Origin of the sequence: Mucilaginibacter sp. JRF, assembly GCF_015223065.1 — a bacterium.
Lineage (GTDB): Bacteria > Bacteroidota > Bacteroidia > Sphingobacteriales > Sphingobacteriaceae > Mucilaginibacter.
Map to the genome: position 1 here is coordinate 412,516 of NZ_JADFBY010000003.1, position 21,537 is coordinate 434,052.

19 protein-coding genes are annotated in these 21,537 nt (G+C 44.6%); 5 read left to right on the forward strand and 14 right to left on the reverse strand.

Annotated elements, in window-relative coordinates:
- Positions 1-4: 4 nt before the first annotated feature.
- The 10 genes from IM792_RS10515 to IM792_RS10560 form a co-directional block, all read right to left on the reverse strand.
- Positions 5-1,642 (reverse strand): glycosyltransferase family 39 protein, encoded by a 1,638-nt coding sequence (locus IM792_RS10515; protein ID WP_194101802.1) that lies wholly within the window; start codon positions 1,640-1,642, stop codon positions 5-7.
- 110 nt (positions 1,643-1,752) lie between these two features.
- The gene (locus IM792_RS10520) at positions 1,753-2,640 is read right to left on the reverse strand and encodes a DUF4349 domain-containing protein (RefSeq protein WP_194101803.1); all 888 of its coding nucleotides are present in this window, start codon (positions 2,638-2,640) and stop codon (positions 1,753-1,755) included.
- 175 nt (positions 2,641-2,815) lie between these two features.
- Positions 2,816-3,706 carry an ATP synthase F1 subunit gamma gene (atpG, locus tag IM792_RS10525; protein WP_194101804.1) on the reverse strand — a complete coding sequence of 297 codons (891 nt, stop codon included), beginning with the start codon at positions 3,704-3,706 and terminating at the stop codon, positions 2,816-2,818.
- Positions 3,707-3,815: 109 nt separating this feature from the next.
- A complete protein-coding gene (atpA, locus tag IM792_RS10530; protein WP_194101805.1) occupies positions 3,816-5,390 on the reverse strand; it encodes a F0F1 ATP synthase subunit alpha in 1,575 nt (524 codons plus the stop codon).
- A 33-nt stretch (positions 5,391-5,423) separates the two neighbouring features.
- Entirely contained in the window at positions 5,424-5,969 is a 546-nt protein-coding gene (gene atpH / locus IM792_RS10535) for an ATP synthase F1 subunit delta (RefSeq protein WP_194101806.1), read from the reverse strand.
- Positions 5,970-6,073: 104 nt separating this feature from the next.
- Entirely contained in the window at positions 6,074-6,583 is a 510-nt protein-coding gene (atpF, locus tag IM792_RS10540; RefSeq protein WP_194101807.1) for a F0F1 ATP synthase subunit B, read from the reverse strand.
- A gap of 93 nt (positions 6,584-6,676) precedes the next feature.
- Complete coding sequence (gene atpE, locus IM792_RS10545) at positions 6,677-6,883, reverse strand: ATP synthase F0 subunit C (protein WP_194101808.1); 207 nt, start codon at positions 6,881-6,883, stop codon at positions 6,677-6,679.
- A 54-nt stretch (positions 6,884-6,937) separates the two neighbouring features.
- Positions 6,938-8,014 (reverse strand): F0F1 ATP synthase subunit A, encoded by a 1,077-nt coding sequence (atpB, locus tag IM792_RS10550; RefSeq protein ID WP_194101809.1) that lies wholly within the window; start codon positions 8,012-8,014, stop codon positions 6,938-6,940.
- 114 nt (positions 8,015-8,128) lie between these two features.
- Positions 8,129-8,323, reverse strand: a complete 195-nt coding sequence (locus tag IM792_RS10555) for a hypothetical protein (RefSeq protein ID WP_194101810.1) — start codon at positions 8,321-8,323, stop codon at positions 8,129-8,131.
- An 87-nt stretch (positions 8,324-8,410) separates the two neighbouring features.
- Positions 8,411-8,641 carry an AtpZ/AtpI family protein gene (locus tag IM792_RS10560; protein ID WP_194101811.1) on the reverse strand — a complete coding sequence of 77 codons (231 nt, stop codon included), beginning with the start codon at positions 8,639-8,641 and terminating at the stop codon, positions 8,411-8,413.
- A 72-nt stretch (positions 8,642-8,713) separates the two neighbouring features.
- Between IM792_RS10560 and IM792_RS10565 the strand changes: the two genes are divergently transcribed.
- From IM792_RS10565 to uvrC, 3 genes are all read left to right on the forward strand, one after another.
- Entirely contained in the window at positions 8,714-11,548 is a 2,835-nt protein-coding gene (locus tag IM792_RS10565; protein ID WP_194101812.1) for a tetratricopeptide repeat protein, read from the forward strand.
- 8 nt (positions 11,549-11,556) lie between these two features.
- Positions 11,557-13,791, forward strand: a complete 2,235-nt coding sequence (locus IM792_RS10570) for a transglycosylase domain-containing protein (RefSeq protein ID WP_194101813.1) — start codon at positions 11,557-11,559, stop codon at positions 13,789-13,791.
- Between the two features lie 127 nt (positions 13,792-13,918).
- A complete protein-coding gene (gene uvrC, locus IM792_RS10575) occupies positions 13,919-15,760 on the forward strand; it encodes an excinuclease ABC subunit UvrC (protein ID WP_194101814.1) in 1,842 nt (613 codons plus the stop codon).
- Positions 15,761-15,956: 196 nt separating this feature from the next.
- Here the strand turns inward: uvrC and IM792_RS10580 are convergent, their stop codons facing one another.
- From IM792_RS10580 to IM792_RS10595, 4 genes are all read right to left on the reverse strand, one after another.
- Complete coding sequence (locus IM792_RS10580) at positions 15,957-16,451, reverse strand: GNAT family N-acetyltransferase (protein ID WP_194101815.1); 495 nt, start codon at positions 16,449-16,451, stop codon at positions 15,957-15,959.
- Positions 16,452-16,457: 6 nt separating this feature from the next.
- Positions 16,458-17,165 carry an ABC transporter ATP-binding protein gene (locus IM792_RS10585; protein ID WP_194101816.1) on the reverse strand — a complete coding sequence of 236 codons (708 nt, stop codon included), beginning with the start codon at positions 17,163-17,165 and terminating at the stop codon, positions 16,458-16,460.
- Between the two features lie 9 nt (positions 17,166-17,174).
- Positions 17,175-18,653, reverse strand: a complete 1,479-nt coding sequence (locus IM792_RS10590; RefSeq protein ID WP_194101817.1) for a DUF5687 family protein — start codon at positions 18,651-18,653, stop codon at positions 17,175-17,177.
- 145 nt (positions 18,654-18,798) lie between these two features.
- Entirely contained in the window at positions 18,799-20,079 is a 1,281-nt protein-coding gene (locus IM792_RS10595; RefSeq protein WP_194101818.1) for a replication-associated recombination protein A, read from the reverse strand.
- Between the two features lie 151 nt (positions 20,080-20,230).
- On the opposite strand from IM792_RS10595, the gene IM792_RS10600 reads away from it, so the two are divergent.
- Both IM792_RS10600 and IM792_RS10605 read left to right on the forward strand, forming a co-directional pair.
- Positions 20,231-20,869 carry a hypothetical protein gene (locus IM792_RS10600; RefSeq protein WP_194101819.1) on the forward strand — a complete coding sequence of 213 codons (639 nt, stop codon included), beginning with the start codon at positions 20,231-20,233 and terminating at the stop codon, positions 20,867-20,869.
- Complete coding sequence (locus IM792_RS10605; protein ID WP_194101820.1) at positions 20,866-21,522, forward strand: DNA-3-methyladenine glycosylase 2 family protein; 657 nt, start codon at positions 20,866-20,868, stop codon at positions 21,520-21,522. The genes IM792_RS10600 and IM792_RS10605 overlap by 4 nt, the downstream gene beginning before the upstream one ends.
- Positions 21,523-21,537: the final 15 nt, after the last annotated feature.

Consider the following 21,537-nt stretch of genomic DNA (forward strand, 5'->3'; position numbering starts at 1 on the left):
ATTTTTAATGTACAGAAAAATCGTACAAAGTAACATTTACATCGCTTGATGCCTTTGGGTCTTCCGGGCGATAGCTCATCAGCGGTTTGGCCATTTTCTCCACGTGTTCGCGGAATAATAAGGGGCCGTTATTATCCTTGTAGTACCATAATGGGTCGCCAATAAAATCGCCAATGGGTATATCCATGTGGTTATGCTGAATAACCCACACACGCTTCTTACCCTTAAACGGATTCAGATCTACATCCAGCTGCTTAAAGTAGTTGTTAAAATCGGTTACCTTATGCCTGTAATCATTACCCACAATGGCGTTAAACTTCATGGGGTATATCTGCTTGTACAGGTTATATCCCGGCAGATCGTTCCAGTAAACGTACACCACATCGCCGGGTTTATAATTATCGTTCAGATAAGTTAACGCCTCGCGCTGAAATGATTTTTTATAATCGCCAAACAGGTACGGGTCTTTTACCTGGGCCAGCGTGTTTTTTATCGGACCAAATACTACCATCAACGCCAGCACAGCAAGCGCGATAGGCGAGCGGTAAGGCCTCTGCGCGAAGAAGTCAACCCCGGCAGCAAGCAGCACTATAAACAACGGCGCCAAAAACAATGTAAGCCGTTCGTGAAACGGATAAAGCTTTAGTGCCGATGCCGCGAACACAATAAGGAATGCAAAGCCGATGATCAACAGCAATTGCTTTTTGCCACTTAAAAGCTGCCATGTACCCAGCGCTGCAAGCAGCAGGGGTACAAATATCATACGTAGCAGGGTTTGTTGCAGTACGCCGGTATTGTATACATTTATCCAGCTTAAACCCATCGGGTAGTTAAGGAATGATACCATGCGCTTTACCAGCCATGGCAGGGCATGCGCTGATAGTGGCATAAACGAATCGTGATAGACGAAGAAGTATACCAGCCAGGCCGTATCACTATCCTTACTGGTAAACAGCACGTAGTTTATAATAAAGCTGCCAAACCACAACGCGAACACCGGCATCATAGCCCATATTTGCTTGTACTGCTTTTTTATGAGCAAACCTAAGCCTATTGCCCCCGTCATAGCGGCCATTATAAATATAGACGCGAAGGAGAACCATACTATCGCGGCACCCCATAAGCCCCATACCAGGCGCTCTTTCAGGGCCGACTTATCATGATATTTCAGGTACAGATACAACAGCAATATAACCGAGAATAGCTCGACCGAATATTGCTTAGCCTCAACAGAATGATAAAGGGTGATAGGCCCAAAGGCCAGCAAGGCAACAGCCACTAAGCTACCGGCCGGTTTTAACAACCTTTGCACTACCGGCACAAACAGTACTAATGATAGCACGCCACATATAAAAGGAAACAACCTTAACGGAATCTCGTGCGCGCCAAACACCGTGGTAAAGCCTTTAACTATTAACAGGTACCCAAGCGGGGCTTTTTGCTGAAAAGGTAATGGTTTGGTGGCTACATCGGTAAAGCCATATTCGGCAAAACCGGTTGAGAGGTATACCTCATCTTCCCAAAGCGAACGGTTATCAACCAAATGGTAAACGCGCAGCACTATGCCTAACGCAACAATTATCCATAGTATATTTTTACTGCTAAAAAAGCCTGTACCGGTGCTACTTGAAGATGAGTTCACATTTAATCAATTAGGGACAGCCTAAAAATAAGGCATTTATGTGTATAAAATGCAAAAAAGCGCCTTTTTGGGGCGCTTTTTTGTACAACTACAATTTGTATTAACTAATACTATACAACCGGCTTAATTGGCCCCTTATCGGCAAACCAGGCGGGGTGTTTACGCTTGTAATATTTGTATATCAACCACATAGCTACACCCATCAATACAAACACCCACATATTGGCTAACGCGATGAATATCTCAGCAACTATAAGTACACCGTTAATCAGCGACTGTTTTAAGCGCTGCAAAAAACTGATATTGTATATCGCCGGATCAGTATCGGGCATACGCTCCCTGATGATGGTATTGTTCTGGAAAAAATTGAGGCTTACGGTGCTGTATTTTACTGCCGCGTCAATACGTTTGGTGTTGATCTGCTCGTCAACCAGCGCATCCTTAAATATCAATACATCCTGTGGATTCTTTAGCTTGATAGTGCCTTGCTTTTGCTGCTTCACCAGCTCCTTACGGCTATCCATCCGCATTTGCGATTCGAGGTATTGCAGCGTATTATCCTCAATATCCATATTGCTTACCGTGGTGTATACGCCAAGGCGGTTTACCGCGCTTACAAACGTCGTTAAGTGCTCGGCGGGCACCTTAACCATCATATCGGCATAGGTATTAAATGCTGATACCCGCATTACCGAGTCATCATCCAGCTTTACCTCCTTCAACCGCTCAACGTCTGATCGTAAATGATGGTTCATCACCATGCCTTTATATTGTTGCGTAAGGGCGGTTACATCATCGCCTACTTTTCGTACATCAGTAACCTTAAAGGTTAGTCCGGCGGTTTTTATCAGCTTTTGTTGTTCCGTGTCTATACTATCGGCAGCCACCAGATCCATGTCACTACTTTCGCTTTTCAAGGTTCTGTAATCCCCATTTCCGGTGCATGAGTATAGCGTCACCGCTGCGCACAGCAGTGCAATTAAAACTTTGACTTTCATAATGTTATAGGTTTTTTATTTTAATACCTGATGGATGCAAAAGGTAACCTGTTTGCACAATTAATAACCTGAATGTTACAGATTATCAGGCACAAATAATTAAACAGCGGGCGCTGTAAAACAAAAAAGACCACCCTTTTGAGGTAGCCTTTCGGTATAATTGATGTGAATTATATTATCCGTTTGATAATGCTGCCGCGCCACTAACTATCTCGGTAAGCTCGGTAGTAATGGCTGCCTGACGAGCCTGGTTGTATGATAGTTTCAGGCTGCGTAACAACTCACCGGCATTATCGGTTGCCTTGTCCATGGCCGTCATACGGGCACCATGTTCTGATGCGTGCGAATCAAGCACGGCACGGTAAAGCTGTAGTTTGATATTTTTAGGTATCAGCTCAGCAACTATCTCCTCTTTTGATGGCTCCAAGATGTAATCAACCTGTTGAGAAGCAGCCTTAGCATCAACCTTAGTTTCCAGCTTTGGTACAGGCAGTAACTGCTCACTGGCCAGTATTTGCACAGCGGCGTTACGGAAGTGATTGTACACCACCTCAACACGATCGTAATCGCCATTAACAAAACCCTGCATAATAGCCTCGGTAATTACCGATGTATTGGCAAAGTTAAGGTTTTGGTAAAGCTCGTTATTGTTGCCAATAACGTTGTACTTACGGCGGCTAAAAAAGTCGTGACCCTTTTTACCGATAGCCACAATTGAAACATTACCGTTTTTTAACTGCTCGCTGTATTTTTCGGCGATCAGGTTGTTGGCAGTTTTAATGGCATTGGCATTGAATGCACCGGCCAAACCACGGTTTGATGATACCACAACTATCAATACACGTACCGGCTCACGCTCCTGCAGGTATGGAGATGCGCCATCTTCAAGGCTGGCTGACAGGTTAGCCAAAAGCTCCTTCAGCTTGGTAGCATACGGACGTAACTGTACAATAGCATTGGTAGCACGCTTTAACTTGGCAGCCGAAACCATTTTCATGGCCTTGGTGATCTGCTGCGTTGAGCTTACCGATGTTATCCTGTTTCTTACTTCTTTTAAATTAGCCATTTAGTTGATGTGCAAATTTGCTTATATGCAGATGTGCAGATGTTTTAGATGGCGGATATTTAAATGCTATTTGCACATTTACTCATCCGCACATCTGCACATTAAAAAATTAATATTTACCTGTCAGTTCTTTAGCGACAGTTTCAAGTACGCCGGTTAGTTTATCATCAAACTTACCTGCCTTAAGTGCCGAAAGCACTTCAGGGTGGCGTAGTTCAAGCTGGCTTAAGTACTCAGCCTCAAACTCCTTGATCTTGTTTACAGGTACGCTACGCATCAGGTTTTTAGTACCGATATATATGATAGCAACCTGTTTTTCAACTGATACCGGTGAGTACTGGCCTTGTTTAAGGATCTCAACGTTACGTGAACCTTTGTCAAGTACGCTTTTGGTTGAAGCGTCAAGGTCTGAACCGAATTTTGAGAATGCCTCCAACTCGCGGTATTGAGCCTGATCAAGTTTAAGGGTACCGGCAACTTTTTTCATTGATTTGATCTGCGCGTTACCACCTACACGTGATACCGAGATACCTACGTTGATAGCCGGACGAACACCCGCGTTAAACAGGTTCGACTCCAGGAATATCTGGCCATCGGTAATCGAGATTACGTTGGTTGGGATATATGCTGATACGTCGCCCGCCTGAGTTTCGATGATAGGTAAAGCGGTTAATGAACCACCACCTTTAACCACATCTTTTAATGATTCAGGAAGATCGTTCATCGCTTTAGCGATAGAATCATTCGAGTTGATCTTAGCGGCACGCTCCAGTAAACGGCTGTGCAGGTAGAATACGTCACCCGGGTAAGCCTCACGGCCCGGTGGACGACGAAGTAATAATGATACCTCACGGTAGGCTACCGCTTGTTTCGACAAATCATCATAGATGATCAATGCCGGACGACCGGTATCACGAAAGTACTCGCCAATAGCAGCACCGGCAAATGGCGCGAAGAACTGCATCGGTGCAGAGTCAGAAGCGTTAGCGGCTACTACAATTGAGTAAGCCATAGCGCCGTTCTCCTCTAAAGTACGTACAATGTTAGCTACGGTTGAAGCCTTTTGGCCACAAGCAACATATATACAGATAACCGGCTGGCCGGCATCATAAAATTCTTTTTGGTTGATGATGGTATCGATACAAACGGCGGTTTTACCGGTTTGGCGGTCACCAATAACCAACTCACGCTGGCCACGGCCGATAGGGATCATCGCGTCGATAGCTTTGATACCGGTTTGTAATGGCTCGGTTACCGGCTGGCGATAGATAACACCCGGTGCTTTACGCTCCAAAGGCATATCATAAGTTTTACCGCTGATAGGACCTTTACCGTCAATTGGGTTACCCAGGGTATCAACCACACGGCCAAGCATGCCTTCGCCTACTTTTAATGATGCGATCTTGCTGGTACGTTTAACAGTATCACCTTCTTTGATACCTTCGTACGAACCTAACAATACCACACCCACGTTATCTTCTTCAAGGTTAAGTACAATGCCTTGCAGGCCATTGTCAAACTCAACCAGCTCACCTGATTGTACTTTTGTTAATCCGTAAACACGGGCAATACCGTCGCCTATTTGCAATACGGTACCTACTTCTTCCAGTTCGGATTCTGACTTGAAGCCTGCCAGTTGCTGACGCAGGATGGCTGATACTTCGTCTGGTCTTACCTCTACCATTTTATTTCTTTTATTGGTGTTTTTGAGTAAATATTAAACTGTTTTTTGAGCAAAATCTTTTTTAAGGCGTTTCAGGTCGGCAGCAATGCTGGTATCAACCTGCCTGTCGCCAACGGCAAGCACAAAGCCGCCTATCAGCTCAGGGTCAACCTTTTCAACCAATATCACTTTGCTGCCGGTAGCTTCCTCAACCTCCTGGGTCAGCTTTTGCTTGTTAGCTGCTGATAGCGGAGTGGCTGAAGTTACCTTAGCCTTGATGATGTTACATTTAACGTTATATTGGTTTATATATTCGTTAGCAGTAGCCTTTAACACTTCGCCACGGCCTTTGTTAACCATAATGTTAAAAAAAGCGATAGTAAGCGCGCTTACCTTGCCGTTAAAAAGAGCATTTAAAATGGCGGTCTTTTTACTGTGCGAAATGATAGGGTTAGCCACCACCGCGCTCAGTTCAACATTTTGCTTTAATGTTTTCAGGAAGAAATCCATATCCGTTTTTACCGCATCAACCGCGTTTTGCTCCTCCGCAAGGTCAATGAGTGATTTGGCGTACCTGGATGCTACTGTTAGTTCTGACATAGTTCTTTGTATTTCGGATTTCGAATTTTCAATTTCGGATTTATAGTTGATTATTCATCCTTATTTAAAATTCGAAATTGAAAATTCGACATTCGATATTGAAATTACTTCAACTTAACTTCTTTTAACAAATCGGCAACCAGGTCGTCCTGTTTTGCCTGATCTTCAAATTGCTTGCGTAATACCTTTTCGGCAATTTCAAGCGAAAGGCTTGCTACCTGGTTCTTAACATCAGCCAGGGCGATAGCTTTTTGGTTGTTGATCTCAATTTTAGCGATCTCCAGCATACGGGCGCCTTCTTTTTGAGCAAGATCGCGCGCGTCATGTATCATCTGCTCTTTTACCTTGCGGGCTTCGTGCAGTATCAGGTCGCGCTCAATGCGGGCTTTTTTAAGCAATGCTTCGTTCTCATCGGTTAAACGGGCCATCTCCTCTTTTGCAGCTTCAGCTTTAAGCAAGGCATCCTCAATAGAACGCTCACGGTCAGTAATAGCCTGCATAATTGGTTTCCAGGCAAACTTGCCCAGTAATATCAACAACAGGATAAAGGCAACCGCTGCCCAAACCACAAATCCTAAATGGTCATTTAACAAACCTTCGAATAATTGTTCCATTATATATGTAAAAGAGATTTCGAGTAATTTTTAACTTTTAAATAAAGCCCGTTGCCAATCGCTCCGGGCTTTATTGTTTCTTTTTGCGGTAAATTATTTACCTAACAGGGCAACTACCACACCGAACAGAGCAACACCCTCGATAAGAGCGGCAGCAATGATCATGGCAGTTTGGATTTTTGAAGCAGCTTCTGGTTGACGAGCGATACCTTCCATGGCTTTGCCACCAACCTGACCGATACCTAAACCAGCACCGATAACTGCTAAACCTGCACCTAATGCAGCAATACTTCCAGTCATGTTTTTAAATTTTAAAAGTTAAATATAATTATATAATTGTTTGCGAATGATGAATTAATGATGCTCTTCAACCGCTGTACCAATAAACAGCGCGGTAAGCATGGTAAATATAAAGGCTTGCAGAAATGCTACCAGTAACTCCAGCACGTCCATAAATAATACGAACACGATAGATACCGGTGCAACGGCAATTGATTTAAAGATGAAGATGAGCGATATTAAGCTCAGCACGATGATGTGGCCCGCAGAGATGTTGGCGTACAAACGTATCATTAACGCGAATGGCCTTGATATTACACCGATCAGCTCCACCGGGATCATGATAGGGTACAGCCATACCGGTACATCGGGTAAAAAGATGTGTTTCCAGTAGTATTTGTTGGCGCTGAAATTCACTACCAGCATAACGATGGCCGACATTACAAAGGTGAACATGATGTTACCCGTAACGTTAGCGCCACCCGGGAACAATGGCACCAAACCTAAAAGGTTGTTCATCCATATAAAAAAGAATATGGTTAACAGTATTGGCATGTAGCGCTGGTAACGGCGACCAATGTTTGGCCTTGCTATTTCATCACGTACAAACATAATGATAGGCTCAACCAATGATTGCAAACCTTTTGGTGCTTTGCCTTCGCGTTTTTTGTATGATGAGGCTACACTCATGAAGATAACCAGGATCAGTGTACCTGCTATCCACATAGCCAAAACATTTTTGGTTATTGAAAAATCGTATACGTGCGATGATGCCTCTTTATCAACCTCGCCATTGGCATCAACAGCCTTAATTTTATCCTCAACTAATTTGTAGGTATAAAACTGACCCTTGTGCGCCTCGGTACCGTGGTGAAAAACAGATGATGAGAAATACTCTGTACCCTTATCAGTAAACAGGATTACAGGCAGCGGAATTGATGTTTCGCCAACCACATGCCAGTAATGCGAATCACCAATGTGTTCAAGGATGGCAGTGGTAGGATTGAAGGCCTCTGTTTCGGCATTCTTTTCCTCTGTAGCATGCTCTCCGTGTTGTATCGCAAAAGTTTTACAAGCGCAAAAAGTCAAAAAAACGCCTAAAATGAGGCTTATGGCAGTTTTTTTTGAGTTCAAAATATGGCTAAAATTCATTAAATGAGTGTTTTTCACTTTTAAATTTGGTTGCGCAAGTTACGTAACAAAACCAAAACTTCAAAGATGGTGTTCAAGAAATATACATAAAAGAAATTGAGCACAAATATCACACTATCCACCTTGAATTTCACGGTAAAAAAAAGGGCTAATGCCATGCTCAAAACCATCTTTGCTACCGTCATGATAAGAAAAGTTTGGGCATACATTTCGGGGTGCCTTTTTTGGATGAGTGATACCGCCACAATCAACATCAAAGTTAGCGCAGTTATTAGCACAAATATGCCCCAAAATTGTGGCAATATCCATGTATTATTACCGGTGTACAATAACACCACCGGCGGTATTGCCAAACAAAATGTAAAAACAAAAAAAGATATTAAGTTGCGCAGCATATCAGTTTTTAACTGCCCTTATAACCAGGTAAAGCGAAATAAACACACCCGCGAGGGCCATAACTGCCGTAACCCACTGCACCTGGTGCCGGTTAACCTCATCAATTTTATAGCCCGCGTAGGCCATACCACCAATAATAACGATCATTTGCACGGCAATGCCCGTATATTTGGCATAATTGCTCATGCTTTTACCTATTTGATCGGGCTGTTGTGGTTCATTTTTTGGCATGGCACAAATTTATTTAATATTGGTGTATAGTATTTATTTATTTTAGCAAAGCATTTGCATTTTATATTCCCTGTGCATAAAACGCCATCAATAAAATATTTAAGCCCGTTGCTTTTTCTGGTGTTGCTGGTTGCCGCCTGCTCGCTCGAGAAAAAGACACCCTTTAACAGGCGTATGCAAAATTTAACGGCGCATTACAACATCATGTTCAATGCCCGCGAAAGGTTTAACCAAAAGCAGGATGCTTATGCCGCCGCGTTTGTTGATGACTATACCGAGCTGCTGCGCGTTTACCCCGATACCACCAACACCGATGCCGAGGATAAGGACCTAACCATTATTATAGAAAAGGCCAACTACCTCATCAACTTTAAGGAGCAGAGCAATTATATTGGCGATGCCTACCTGCTGCTGGGCAAGGCCAATTATTTGGGCAAGCAGTATTTTAATGCCCAGGAGTATTGCGATTACGTGCTACGATCGTACCGTGAAAAGCCGGAGTTGTTGCAGGAGGCCCGCGCATGGAAGGCCCGCAGCCTGATGATGCTTAATCAGCACGAAAAAGCATGGCCTGATGTTGATACCGCCCTGCGCAGCATCAACCCGAAAAAGAATATAACGGCCGATGTTTACGCCACCGCCCTGCAATACTATATTGATGTACGCGATTACCCGAATGCCGAGGCTATGGCCCTGCAAGCTGTTGAGTATGCCAACACCTCGCAGCAAAAAGGCCGCTGGCGTTTTATTTTAGCCCAGTTGGAAGAACTTAACGGCAAAGCTAATGATGCCGTGGCCAGCTACAATCGTATTGTACACAGCAACGCCCCCTTTGAAATGGCCTTTAACGCCGACCTAAACCGCATACGCATTGAGGATATGCGCGATGGTGTAAAGATAAGCAGGGTTGACCGGTTGAAAAGTCTGCTTAAGAACAGCAACAACAAGGAATTTACCGACCAGATATATTACCACATAGCCCAGATATATTATAACGAGCACGATATTGATAAGGCGGTTGAGAATTACAAGCTATCAACAGCGGCGGCGGGGAATAACACGCAACAAAAAGGCTTATCGTTTTTGCGGTTGGCTGATATTTATTTTAAGGATAAGGCCAACTACCCGGAGGCTAAGAATTATTATGATAGCACCTTAGCCAATCTTTCACCTACTTATCCGGGTTACGCGGCCATCCGCAAAAAAACAGATAACCTGCAAACGCTTACCGCCAACCTGAGCATTGTTGCGCACGAGGATACACTGCAAATGCTTGCCCGCCTGCCCGAGCCTAATCGCACAAACATGATCGACTCGATGGTTGATCGTTATTTGTTATTACAGCAACTAAACAGCAAGCCATCAACCGACCCAAAATCGGCAACGGCACCTACAGCCATCCCGCTGGAGATAAGCAATGCGCAAAACCCACGGGCAAGTACGCCAACCGGGGGTAACTTCTACTTTTATAATAACGCGGCAGTTGGATCGGGCTTTGCCACCTTTAAACAACGCTGGGGCAACCGTAAACTGGAGGACAACTGGCGCCGCAGTCAGCGCAGTACGGCTAACCTCGCGGTAAACAACTCGCAAACCCTTGACCCTAACGCGGTACAAAACCAGTTGCAGCAAACTAAGGACAATAACGCATCATCAAACTACAGGCAACAACTGGTACAAACCATACCGATAACGCCGGTGATGATCACGCAATCGAACATCCGCATATATAATGCCTTGTTTGAGATTGCCAACTTTTACCGCGATGTTATTGAAGACCCGAAAGAGGCCATTGCCGCGTATGAATTGATATTGAAACGTTTTCCGGATAACCCGAACCGGGCGGCTATATATTATAGCCTGTTCCGCTTGTATACCAGCACTAACCAGCTGGCACAGGCCGATAAATACAAGAACCTGTTGCTGAAGGATTTTGCCGACTCGCCATACGCCAAGGTGATACTTGACCCTGACTATGCCAAACGCCTGAATGATGCCGACGCCAGCTTTAATGCCTTATACAATGAGGTATATGAGCTATACGCCCAACGCAAATACCCCGAGGTAATGCAGCAGGTTGATGCCTTGATGCAGCAATACCCTAACAGCAAACTGGCGGCGCAATTACTATACTTACGTGCCCTGGCGCGTGGCAGGCAGGTTAAGGTTGCTCCGCTAAAAACCGATCTGCAAAATATTTTGAACGCTTACCCTGCCGATAAGCTGGTAACCCCGCTGGTTGGGCAGCACCTTGCCTTTATTGATGCCAACAGCAATGAAATGGCTGCCCGCAAATTCGCTATTTTAGATAGCGACCCTAATTATATACCATTTGCACCCGAGGAAGTTGGTCCGTTAGTAACGGAGTTTGCACAGGTGGCTGACAAGCGGGTAGAAAAACCAAAGGTTGAAAAACCGGTGGTTACTGCCAAACCAACAGATAGCCCGGTGATTAAGAAACCGGAGCCTGTTATAGCCAAACAACCCGAACCCACTCAACCCAAAACAGATAGTGTAAGCGCACCGGCAAAACCGAAAAAGGTTTATCCGTTTAATGAGAGCGATAGCACTAACTACTATTTTGTGATAAGTGTAAGTTCGCGCACAACTAATTTGGCTTCGTCACGTTTTGGTGTAGGGCAGTTTAACCGTACCCGGTACCAGGGCGTACGCATACGGCACCAGCTTAAACAGGCCGGAGATAACCAGCTGATATACGTTGGCCGCTTTTATACCGTTGGCGAGGCTAAGGAATATGCCCGCAACATTATACCTTTGATGCCTGAGATAATGAAGGTGCCGGCAGATAAATACACTTTCTTTATCGTAACGCAGCAAAATCTGGATAAATTAGCCGACCAAAAACTACTGAGTACTTACATGGAGTATTATCAGGATAATTTTTAATAAATAAAATGATCGTTAAACTTTCACCCAAGGATGCCCGCAGGTATAACTGGTATATATGGCGCTTTGTAATCGCCTGCTTTTCTTTTGTAGTAATTATGCTGCTGCTTACCGCTTTCGGTATATTCGGGCAGCTGCCATCATTCCGCGATCTGGAAAACCCAAAAAGCAACCTGGCATCGCAGGTAATATCATCAGACAAACAGATACTGGGCACCTACTTTGTGCAAAACCGCACCAATGTAAGCTATAAAGATATATCGCCTTACGTGATAAACGCCTTGGTTGCTACCGAGGATACCCGCTTTTACGAACACTCGGGCATCGACTTTAACCGTACCTTCACCATAATATTTTATAACCTGGTAGGTAAAAAACAAGGTGGCAGTACCATTACGCAGCAGCTGGCCCTTAACCTTTTTTCGGAGCGTGCGCGTAACCCGTTCAAACGTATCATCCAAAAACTACAGGAGTGGATAACCGCCGTTAAGATAGAACGCCATTACACCAAAGAGGAGATCATTACCATGTACCTTAACACGGTTGATTTTGGCGCTTATAATGTATTCGGCATAAAATCGGCCGCGTTAACCTATTTTAATACTACTCCTGATAAGCTTACGCCCGATCAGGCTGCTTTATTAGTGGGTATGGTAAACGGCCCCGGTATTTACTCACCTATCAATCACCCCGACAATGCGCTTAACCGCCGTAACCTGGTATTACGCCGCATGGGCGAGGTGGGTTACCTGAGCGACGGGCAGGTTGAGGAATTCAGGCAAAAACCACTTGGTTTGAGCTTTCACCCAATTAACCATAACGAGGGTTCGGCACCATACTTCAGGGCTATCCTGAAAAAAGAGGTTCAGAAGATATTGGTTGAAAAATCGATATTTAAAGAGGGCGAAACACCTTATGACCTTGACCGTGATGGTTTGAAGATATATACCACTATTGATGCCACCATGCAACGCTATGCCGAGGAAGCGCAAAAGGAATACATGCGTAACCTGCAAGCCCAGTTCAATGATCACTGGAAAGGCCGCAGTTTATGGAAAGGTGTAAATAACTTTCAATTATTATTAAGGCAGGGTATGCAGCGCAGCGACCGTTATAAGGCCTTAAAACTTGCCGGAAAATCAGACGACGAAATTAAGGAGGATTTTAACACGCCTGCTAAAATGACGCTGTTTACCTGGAAAGGTGATATTGATACCACCATGAAACCGATGGACTCGATCGTATACCATAAAATGATGCTGCGCAATGCCATGATGAGTATGGACCCAACCACCGGCTATATTAAGGCCTGGGTAGGCGGTACCAACTTTGAGCATTTTAAATACGATCAGGTACGTATGGGTACACGCCAGGTAGGTTCAACTGCCAAGCCGTTCACCTATGCCGTGGCTGTTGAGGCCGGCTTTTCGCCATGTATGGAGGTAGCCAACGTACCTGTAACCATTACCGGCTACGGCGAACCGTGGACACCGCGCTCAACCGGCACCATACCGGGTGTGTTAACACTGCGCAAGGCATTGGCAAACTCGCAAAACTATATTACCGCTTATGTAATGAATGAGGTTAAGCCTCAACCGGTGATGGATCTGATCAAAAAGATGGGCGTTAATAGTCCGGATATTGGGCCTTACCCATCAATATGCCTGGGCACGTTCAACGCATCGGTATATGACATGACCGGCGCTTACTCGGCATTTGCCAACCACGGGGTATGGACAGAGCCAACCTTCCTGCTGCGTATTGAGGACAAGAACGGCAACGTATTGTATGATCACCATGCCAACGTTCGCCAGGCGCTTAACGAGCAAACTGCCTACGTAATGACCTATATGCTGAAAGGCGTGGTTGACGAGGGTACCGGCTGGCGCTTACGTTCAAAATATAAACTGACTAATCCTATCGGCGGTAAAACAGGTACTACGCAATCCAACTCCGATGGCTGGTTCATCGGCATAACGCCACAACTGGTTACCGGTGTGTGGACAGGTTGCGAGGATCGTGATATACACTTCCGCTCGACTAATTTGGGTGAGGGCGCTAATACCGCGTTGCCAATTTTCGCGCTGTATATGCAAAAGGTGTATGCGAACCAGGCTTTGGGCATTAAAAAGAATGTGGATTTTGATCCGCCAAAATCGGGCGTGGGCATAACCCTTGATTGTAATGCTTATCACGAGCAGCAGCAACAGAATACCGAGGTTGAGGACAAGCTGGAATTTTAGGCTGCCTCACCTCTTAACGGGTTGCATTCGTATCGGCCTGATGAATTTCATATTTTTGCATCAAACACAGCTTTTTGCGTTAACAATATATTTATCTGATTCCCCTTGAAAGGGGGTTAGGGGGCTAATGGAGCGATTTGATCATAGGGCAGCACTAAAGAATATACCACACCGGCCGGGTGTATACCAGTTTTGGGATAGCGATAACGAACTGATATACATTGGCAAGGCCAAGAACCTGCGCAACCGCGTTACATCCTATTTTAATAAGGATTTGAACGTGAACGCCAAAACACGTGTGCTGGTATCAAAAATCCGCAACATTACCTTTACCATTGTTGATACCGAGGTAGATGCCTGGCTGCTGGAAAACAGCATGATCAAAAAGCATCAGCCGCGCTACAACGTGATGTTGAAGGATGACAAAACCTATCCCTGGATCATCATCAAGAACGAGAACTTTCCACGCATCTTCTGGACGCGACGCATTGTGCGCGATGGCTCAAAATACCTTGGCCCTTATGCCTCGGTAAGCATGATGCATACTATATTGGATCTGATTCGTGAAACCTATCCCCTGCGTACCTGCAACCTTGCGTTAACCCGCGAGAATATTGACAAGGGCAAGTTCAAGGTATGTTTGGAATATCAGCTGGGTAACTGCAAGGGGCCTTGCCAAAATTTTCAATCCGAAGATGATTACGATAACAGTATTGAGGAGATAAAGGATATTTTGAACGGTAAGATAGGCAACGTAGTGCGCGAAATGAAAGCCGAAATGGATGCCGCCGTTACCGAGATGAACTTTGAACTGGCGCATAAGCTGAAACGCAAATACGATCTGCTGGAGAAATACCAAAGTAAATCGACCGTTGTAAATTCATCTATCACGGATGTGGATGTGTTCAGCATCGCATCCGAAGAAAAATACGCCTTTGTAAACTTTTTAAAGGTGATGAACGGTACCATCATCCAAACCCAAACCATCGAACTTAAAAAACGACTGGACGAGAGCGATGAGGAGTTGCTAACGTTGGCCATTTTCGAGTTCAGGAGCAGGTATAACAGTCATTCAAAGGAGATCATTGTTCCGTTTGATGTGCATTTGGAGGATGCCGCCATAAAGTTCACCATACCTAAACTGGGCGAGAAGAAGAAGCTGCTCGACCTTTCGCAAAAGAATGTGCAGTTCTTTAAACGTGAAAAGATAGACCAGTACGAAAAGCTGAACCCCGAAGTACGCACCGAGCGCCTGCTTGCGCTGATGATGAAGGATTTGCGTCTTAATCAGTTGCCACGACATATTGAGTGTTTTGATAACTCTAACTTTCAGGGCAAGTACCCGGTTTCGGCCATTGTGGTTTTTAAGGATGCCAAACCATCAAAAAAGGACTACCGCCACTTTAACGTAAAAACGGTTGAAGGCCCCAACGACTTTGCCACCATGGAAGAAGCCGTGCACCGCCGCTACCGCCGCATGCTGGATGAAGGCACCGAACTGCCGCAGTTGATTATTATTGACGGCGGCAAGGGTCAGCTATCATCGGCCATGAAAAGCTTGAAGCTGCTGGGCATTGAAAAGCAAGTTACCGTTATAGGTATTGCCAAGCGTTTGGAGGAACTATACTACCCCGGCGATCAGTACCCTTTATACCTCGATAAAAAATCGGAAACGCTAAAGGTTATACAGCAACTGCGCGACGAAGCCCACCGTTTCGGCATCACCTTCCACCGCAAAAAACGGGATAAGGGCACCTTAGCCACCGAACTTGAACTGATAGAAGGCATAGGCAAAACCACTGCCGAGAAGTTGCTGAAATACTTTAAATCGGTTAAAAAGATACGTGAAGCCACGCAAGAGGAGCTAATGGAAGTAGTAAATTTGAAACAGGCAAAAGCGATATTGACTTACTTTGCACCGAAGTTGCCTGAGCATACTGAGGCTGCTACTGGTGATGTGGAGGAGTAAATAGTTATTGCATCCAAACTATTATACTGAATTGTCCTAAAGAGATTGCTTCGTACTTAATGAAGTGTTTTTATATAGCATTATCCCTCCTGTCATTTCGAGCGATAGCGAGAAATCTGCACGCGTTCATAATCAAGCGACAGATTCCTCCTCGTACCTCGTTCGGAATGACAAAAACGCTCATTATAGATATTACCTATAAATCCTTCCGCATTACATAGTCATTCATAAAATACGGACCAATAGGTATATCTTCCTCGTATATTACTTCAAAGCCCATTTTTTGGTATATGCCTTTGGCTTTGTTGTAGCGGTTAACGTTGAGGTCGAGTTTGTGGGCTCCGGCATCTTTTACTTGTTTGGCCACTTCGCTGATCAAAGCCTTGCCGTAGCCTTTACCTTGCATGGCGGGCAGACAGTACAGCTTATGTAGCTTGTATACGTCCGCGTTATCCTCACGTGGCGAATAGGCAGCAAAGGCCACGGGCTGCTCATCTTCCAGTAAAAGTAAAAAGGTTTGCTCGTTATGCTCAATCTGCCTCTGTAAAACCTCGGGTGCGTAAATAACACCCAGCATGTAGTCTATCTGTTCTTTCTCTAAAATGGGCGAATAGGTAGGCCACCAAATATCCTCGGCCAACTGGCCTATGGTGTCCACATCGTTAACAGTGGCCCGGCGTATTGTGTACATATTTAATTACAAGCTTTGTCCCACCGCGAAATAGTCTTCCAGCTCGGCAAGTGTTGATGAGCTGGTGGCGATATCTTTTATAATAACGCCTTTTTCCATCAAAATAATACGGTCGCTTACATCAGTAATGTGATTCAGGTCATGGCTTGATACAATGGTAGTAACACCACGCTGGCCGCTCATTTCCTTCAAAATATTTTTTAGCCTGATCTGTGTGGTCGGGTCAATATTGGCAAAAGGTTCGTCTAACATTAGCAGTTCGGGCTTTTGCAGCAGGCAGGCGGCAATACCCACCTTGGCCTGGTTACCTTTTGATAGGTCGCGGATGTATTTGCCGCGCTTTAATATCTCGCCGTTAAAAAATTCGGCAAGAGTGGTTAAAAACTCATCTACATTGGCTTTACTTTGCCCGTTAAGGCCGCCAATAAAATACATGTACTCCTCGGGGGTAAGGTAATCTATCAAAAAGCCCTCGTCGAGGTAGGCGGCGGTGTAATTTTTCCAATGTTCGTTACCGGCAACCGTTTCGCCTTTTGATAGTATTTCGCCCTTATCGGCACGAATCAAGTCAAGCACCATACGGAACAGGGTGGTTTTGCCCGCGCCGTTATTACCTACCAGGCCAATGCTTTCGCCTGCCTTAATTTCAAGCTGAGGTACATTTACAACGGCCTTGCCGGCATATACCTTTACAATATCTTTTACTTCGATCATGAGGAATGATTATTTTGCTCTGAAGCCTTCGGCCAGTTTAAATTTCTTTTCTATAAAATCCTGTTCCAGTTTTTTGATCCAGAACGGGCGTAACGCTATGCATATAACACCAACCGTAGCCAGTACGCCTAACGCTACATTGCTGTTTACAAAATATTTTATAGGCGCGTAAAGTACAAACGGTGTTACCAATAAGGGTATTGATACCAGGAATTGTGTAGCGCCTACACCCTCCCAGTTAAAGGATGCGCCCTTGCTCAGGTCGATACGCCTATGGTTGCGGTTGGCAAAAAATAATATGATGGTTGTATTTACACCCAAATTCCACAGGTACATTACCAGGTGGATGAGTATAACACGCCAGCCAAAATATACGTAGGGCAGGGTAAGTATAAAGGCCACGGTTGATATACCGGTGAACAGCAGATACTTCGCTTTCAAAAAATCAGTGAATTTAACCTTGCTCACCAGTATGCCATCAAAGTGTGAGGCCTGCCAGCTGAACATGAATTGCCCGTAGTTGATGATGAAGATACCCGTCATGAACATACCGCAGAATATCTTGAAGCCCTCATTATTTTTCATTACCGGGTTAGGATAAAAAAACAAGCCATAAAGCATAAAAAACAAGCCCATAATAAGCGCAGATCGCGGGCGTTTATTGCGCAATATCAGCTTAACCTCGTTGGCCACCAGGTCGCCCACGCTGCCAAAGCGGTTAAGGATAGGGTAATCAGTACTGTTTTTGTATGATGATGCCTTGTTGGCGTTCAGATCCTCCAAATAAAGGTTAGCCTTTAAAAACAGGAAGTTGATGTAGAACATCACCGCCGCCAAAGCAACAGGAATGAGCGCCAGCGCGGGCGTGGTCATCATCTTACCAAAAAAGCTGTACGAAATGTCTTTTATAGAGTATATGTGCCACAAAAAATCGCCTGCGTTAATGAGGATAAGCACCGCCGATACGGCCAGGAATATCCACCCGTTAAGGTTCGACCGGCGTTTTATATACAGCGCCAGGTAGTTATTAAATATGGCAAACCCGGTTATCGCCACAAAAAAGGCCAATGCCGCCAGGCCACTATCGGGCAGTATTACTTTAAATATAAAAAACGAGAACAGCAGGTAAGGCCACAGGTTAAAGAATGACAGCATAGAGGCTGCCGACAGATACTTTACCAGCGTATTGCGCTTAACCGGCAAATGCAAATACGGCTGAACCTTTAAGGTAGGCAGCTCCTGCAATTGCAGGCGCAAAAGCAGATCGACAAAATAATACATCAGCAGTATGCCGCAAAAAGGAGCAAGTACATCCTGATTTTTGTAGATCTCCTCAAGTACTTTATCTAAGAAAAAGCCTACTACGGCAATGTTTATAAACAGGTAGAGTATCAGCAAGCCCATAACCACGCGTACGGCTATGTTTTTGCCCGTGTTTTTTGCCCGCCAAAAAGACTTTAATTCGTGACTGATAAAAGTAGAGGTCATTGCGTTAATAGGTTTTTAGTTAAGATAACAGAACCACCCCATTGTTACAACGGCCTTTATATAAGTTGATGTTTGATCAATTATTCAGCACAGAGCAGATGCAGGGGGTATTGGGTTGTTAAATTAGCAAAAAATAGCGCAATGGTTAATAATTGTACCTGTCGCCCCAAAGTTTTTTGAGTTTTTCCTTTATCTCGTGCTCTTTGGCATTGGCGCCGGGCTGGTAAATTTTGCGGCCTTTTATGGCATCGGGCAAAAAATCCTGATCGGTAAAGTTACCCTCGTAGCTGTGGGCGTATTTATAGTTTTTGCCATAGCCAATGTTCTTCATTAGTTTGGTTGGGGCATTGCGCAAGTGCAGGGGTACAGGCAGGTCGCCGGTTTGTTTAACCAGGGCAATAGCCTCGCCAATTGCCGTAGTGGCCGAATTACTTTTGGGCGATGTTGCCAGATAAATAGCCGTTTGCGACAGTATCAATTGCGACTCAGGCATGCCTATTTTATTTACCGCCTCAAAGCAGCTTTGCGCCAAAAGCAGGGCATTGGGGTTGGCATTGCCAATATCTTCTGATGCCAGGATGAGCATACGCCGGGCTATGAACAGCGGGTCTTCACCCCCTACTATCATACGGGCCAACCAATACACTGCCCCATTGGGATCACTGCCACGCATTGATTTTATGAATGCCGAAATGATATCGTAATGCTGCTCGCCGGCCTTATCATACAAAGCCATGTTTTGCTGCACGTGTTCAAGCACTACATCGTTATCCAATTCAATATTATCACCGTCAAAGGCGTTTATCAGCAACTCAAAAATATTGAGCAGCTTGCGGGCGTCGCCACCACTAAGGCGCAGCAGGGCTTCATGTTCTTTTATGGTGATGTGTTTATCTTTCAGTACCACATCCTCGTGCATAGCTTTTTCCAGCAGGTTCACCAGATCAGCCTCGGCCAAATGCTGCAAAATATACACCTGGCATCGCGACAGCAAAGCCGATATCACCTCAAACGATGGGTTCTCGGTAGTGGCGCCAATCAGCGTAACAATGCCACGCTCAACAGCACCCAATAGCGAATCCTGTTGTGATTTGGAGAAGCGGTGTATCTCATCAATGAACAATACAGGCAGCGTTTCGCCCTGCTCTTTCAATAGCGATGCCTTTTCAATAACCTCGCGCACATCCTTAACCCCGGAGTTAATGGCGCTCAGCGAAAAGAACGGACGGTACAGCGATTGCGAAATAATATACGCCAGTGTAGTTTTACCTACCCCCGGCGGCCCCCAAAATATCATGGATGGCAGCGAGCCGCTCTCGATAGCCTTGCGCAGCACAGCACCGGGGCCAACCAAATGTTTTTGACCCACATAATCATCCAAAGTTGCCGGGCGCATACGCTCGGCCAGCGGCGGCAGATTGTTCATACCGTAAAAATCAGAAAACTATCAGGTAAATCCTAAAAAAGTTAGTAATATTACTGTGGGTGAATGTTTAATCCTTCGACAAGCTCAGGATGACATATAAAACTTAAAAATGAACCGATTGATTTTATTTCTCGCAATAATCTTATTACTAATGGCTTGTAAAAGCAAACGTGATATTACAGGTCTATACTATCTTGAGGAGTCAGGCTATAGAGTCATTAAATTAAATGCTGATTCTACTTTTCAGTTTGAAGATAATGATATAAAAAAATACAATTTTGATACCCAGCAACCTAAGAACGCAAACGAACCAAACCGTTTTGCGGCTTCGGGCATATGGCATAGAATAAATAAAGATTCAATAATATTAAATAGTGTTAGTAGAAGGCAGGATACATCCGATTATTGGACTATCATTAAACAACCTAACAAAAACGGTAATTTTAAATTCACTTTCAAAGCATTAAGCGGTAATATAATGAGTGTTTTTCAAGTAGCAAAAGTTCCTGACTTCAAATATTACATTGCTATGCGACTACACGGAGGCTTTGACCATTTTGAAATAGAACCAGAGAAATTTGACACTTTATATTTTAATGATGGTCATAAAAATTTATTATATCCGTTTTGGAGTTTTGTTAAAGGAAATAATTTACCCGCTCATTATATTATGACCTTGAAACCTCCTCATGTCAACGGATATTTTAAAAATAAAATTGTTGCTATTAAGGGTAAAAAAATAACGTTCAGCAAGGATTCAGTTTATAAGAAATTCACGCCATATCAATGAACACCTTCGACCGATCAAACTTTCATGCCATTTGCGACGAGCTTGCCGGTAAGGATGCCGATTTGAAGATGGTGATCGATACCTACGGTTACCCACCCATGTGGAGTCGCCCGAATACCTTTGAAACTTTGGTGCATATTATTTTGGAGCAGCAGGTTTCGTTAGCCTCGGCACTATCGGCATTAAATAAGTTGCGTGAGCGAATACAGGAGATCACCCCATCGAGATTATTGCTGTTGACCGATGAGGAGTTGAAGGCCTGTTATTTCAGTCGCCAAAAATCTATTTATGTACGATACCTTGCCGAAGCCATGCTTACAGGCGAGATCAACCTGAAACATATTGCCGGTATGCCCGATGATGCCGTGCGCAACTGCCTCACCACCCTTAAAGGCATCGGCAACTGGACGGTGGATGTTTACCTGATGTTTGTTTTACAGCGTGCCGATATTTTCCCTTCCGGCGATCTGGCGGCTGTTAATGCCCTCAAACGAATCAAACAACTCCCGGCCGAAACCACCAAAGAAGCCGTAACACTCATAGCCGAACAATGGCAGCCCTACCGAACTGTTGCAACGATGATGTTGTGGCATTGGTATCTGTCGTGCCCTAAGAAAGGCGAAAAACATTCTGCAGAACGGTTAAAAATGTAACTTCGCAGCAATTTA

What these genes read in the sequence shown, in the direction of transcription:
- atpF (WP_194101807.1), bottom strand. Translation starts at nt 6,583, where the DNA reads ATGGAACAATTATTCGAAGGTTTGTTAAATGACCATTTAGGATTTGTG.
- atpH (WP_194101806.1), bottom strand. Translation starts at nt 5,969, where the DNA reads ATGTCAGAACTAACAGTAGCATCCAGGTACGCCAAATCACTCATTGAC.
- IM792_RS10605 (WP_194101820.1), top strand. Translation starts at nt 20,866, where the DNA reads ATGAACACCTTCGACCGATCAAACTTTCATGCCATTTGCGACGAGCTT.
- atpG (WP_194101804.1), bottom strand. Translation starts at nt 3,706, where the DNA reads ATGGCTAATTTAAAAGAAGTAAGAAACAGGATAACATCGGTAAGCTCA.
- IM792_RS10595 (WP_194101818.1), bottom strand. Translation starts at nt 20,079, where the DNA reads ATGAACAATCTGCCGCCGCTGGCCGAGCGTATGCGCCCGGCAACTTTG.
- atpE (WP_194101808.1), bottom strand. Translation starts at nt 6,883, where the DNA reads ATGACTGGAAGTATTGCTGCATTAGGTGCAGGTTTAGCAGTTATCGGT.
- atpB (WP_194101809.1), bottom strand. Translation starts at nt 8,014, where the DNA reads ATGAATTTTAGCCATATTTTGAACTCAAAAAAAACTGCCATAAGCCTC.
- IM792_RS10585 (WP_194101816.1), bottom strand. Translation starts at nt 17,165, where the DNA reads ATGATCGAAGTAAAAGATATTGTAAAGGTATATGCCGGCAAGGCCGTT.
- IM792_RS10580 (WP_194101815.1), bottom strand. Translation starts at nt 16,451, where the DNA reads ATGTACACAATACGCCGGGCCACTGTTAACGATGTGGACACCATAGGC.
- IM792_RS10600 (WP_194101819.1), top strand. Translation starts at nt 20,231, where the DNA reads ATGGCTTGTAAAAGCAAACGTGATATTACAGGTCTATACTATCTTGAG.
- IM792_RS10555 (WP_194101810.1), bottom strand. Translation starts at nt 8,323, where the DNA reads ATGGATATTGCCACAATTTTGGGGCATATTTGTGCTAATAACTGCGCT.
- atpA (WP_194101805.1), bottom strand. Translation starts at nt 5,390, where the DNA reads ATGGTAGAGGTAAGACCAGACGAAGTATCAGCCATCCTGCGTCAGCAA.
- IM792_RS10570 (WP_194101813.1), top strand. Translation starts at nt 11,557, where the DNA reads ATGATCGTTAAACTTTCACCCAAGGATGCCCGCAGGTATAACTGGTAT.
- IM792_RS10520 (WP_194101803.1), bottom strand. Translation starts at nt 2,640, where the DNA reads ATGAAAGTCAAAGTTTTAATTGCACTGCTGTGCGCAGCGGTGACGCTA.
- uvrC (WP_194101814.1), top strand. Translation starts at nt 13,919, where the DNA reads ATGGAGCGATTTGATCATAGGGCAGCACTAAAGAATATACCACACCGG.
- IM792_RS10590 (WP_194101817.1), bottom strand. Translation starts at nt 18,653, where the DNA reads ATGACCTCTACTTTTATCAGTCACGAATTAAAGTCTTTTTGGCGGGCA.
- IM792_RS10560 (WP_194101811.1), bottom strand. Translation starts at nt 8,641, where the DNA reads ATGCCAAAAAATGAACCACAACAGCCCGATCAAATAGGTAAAAGCATG.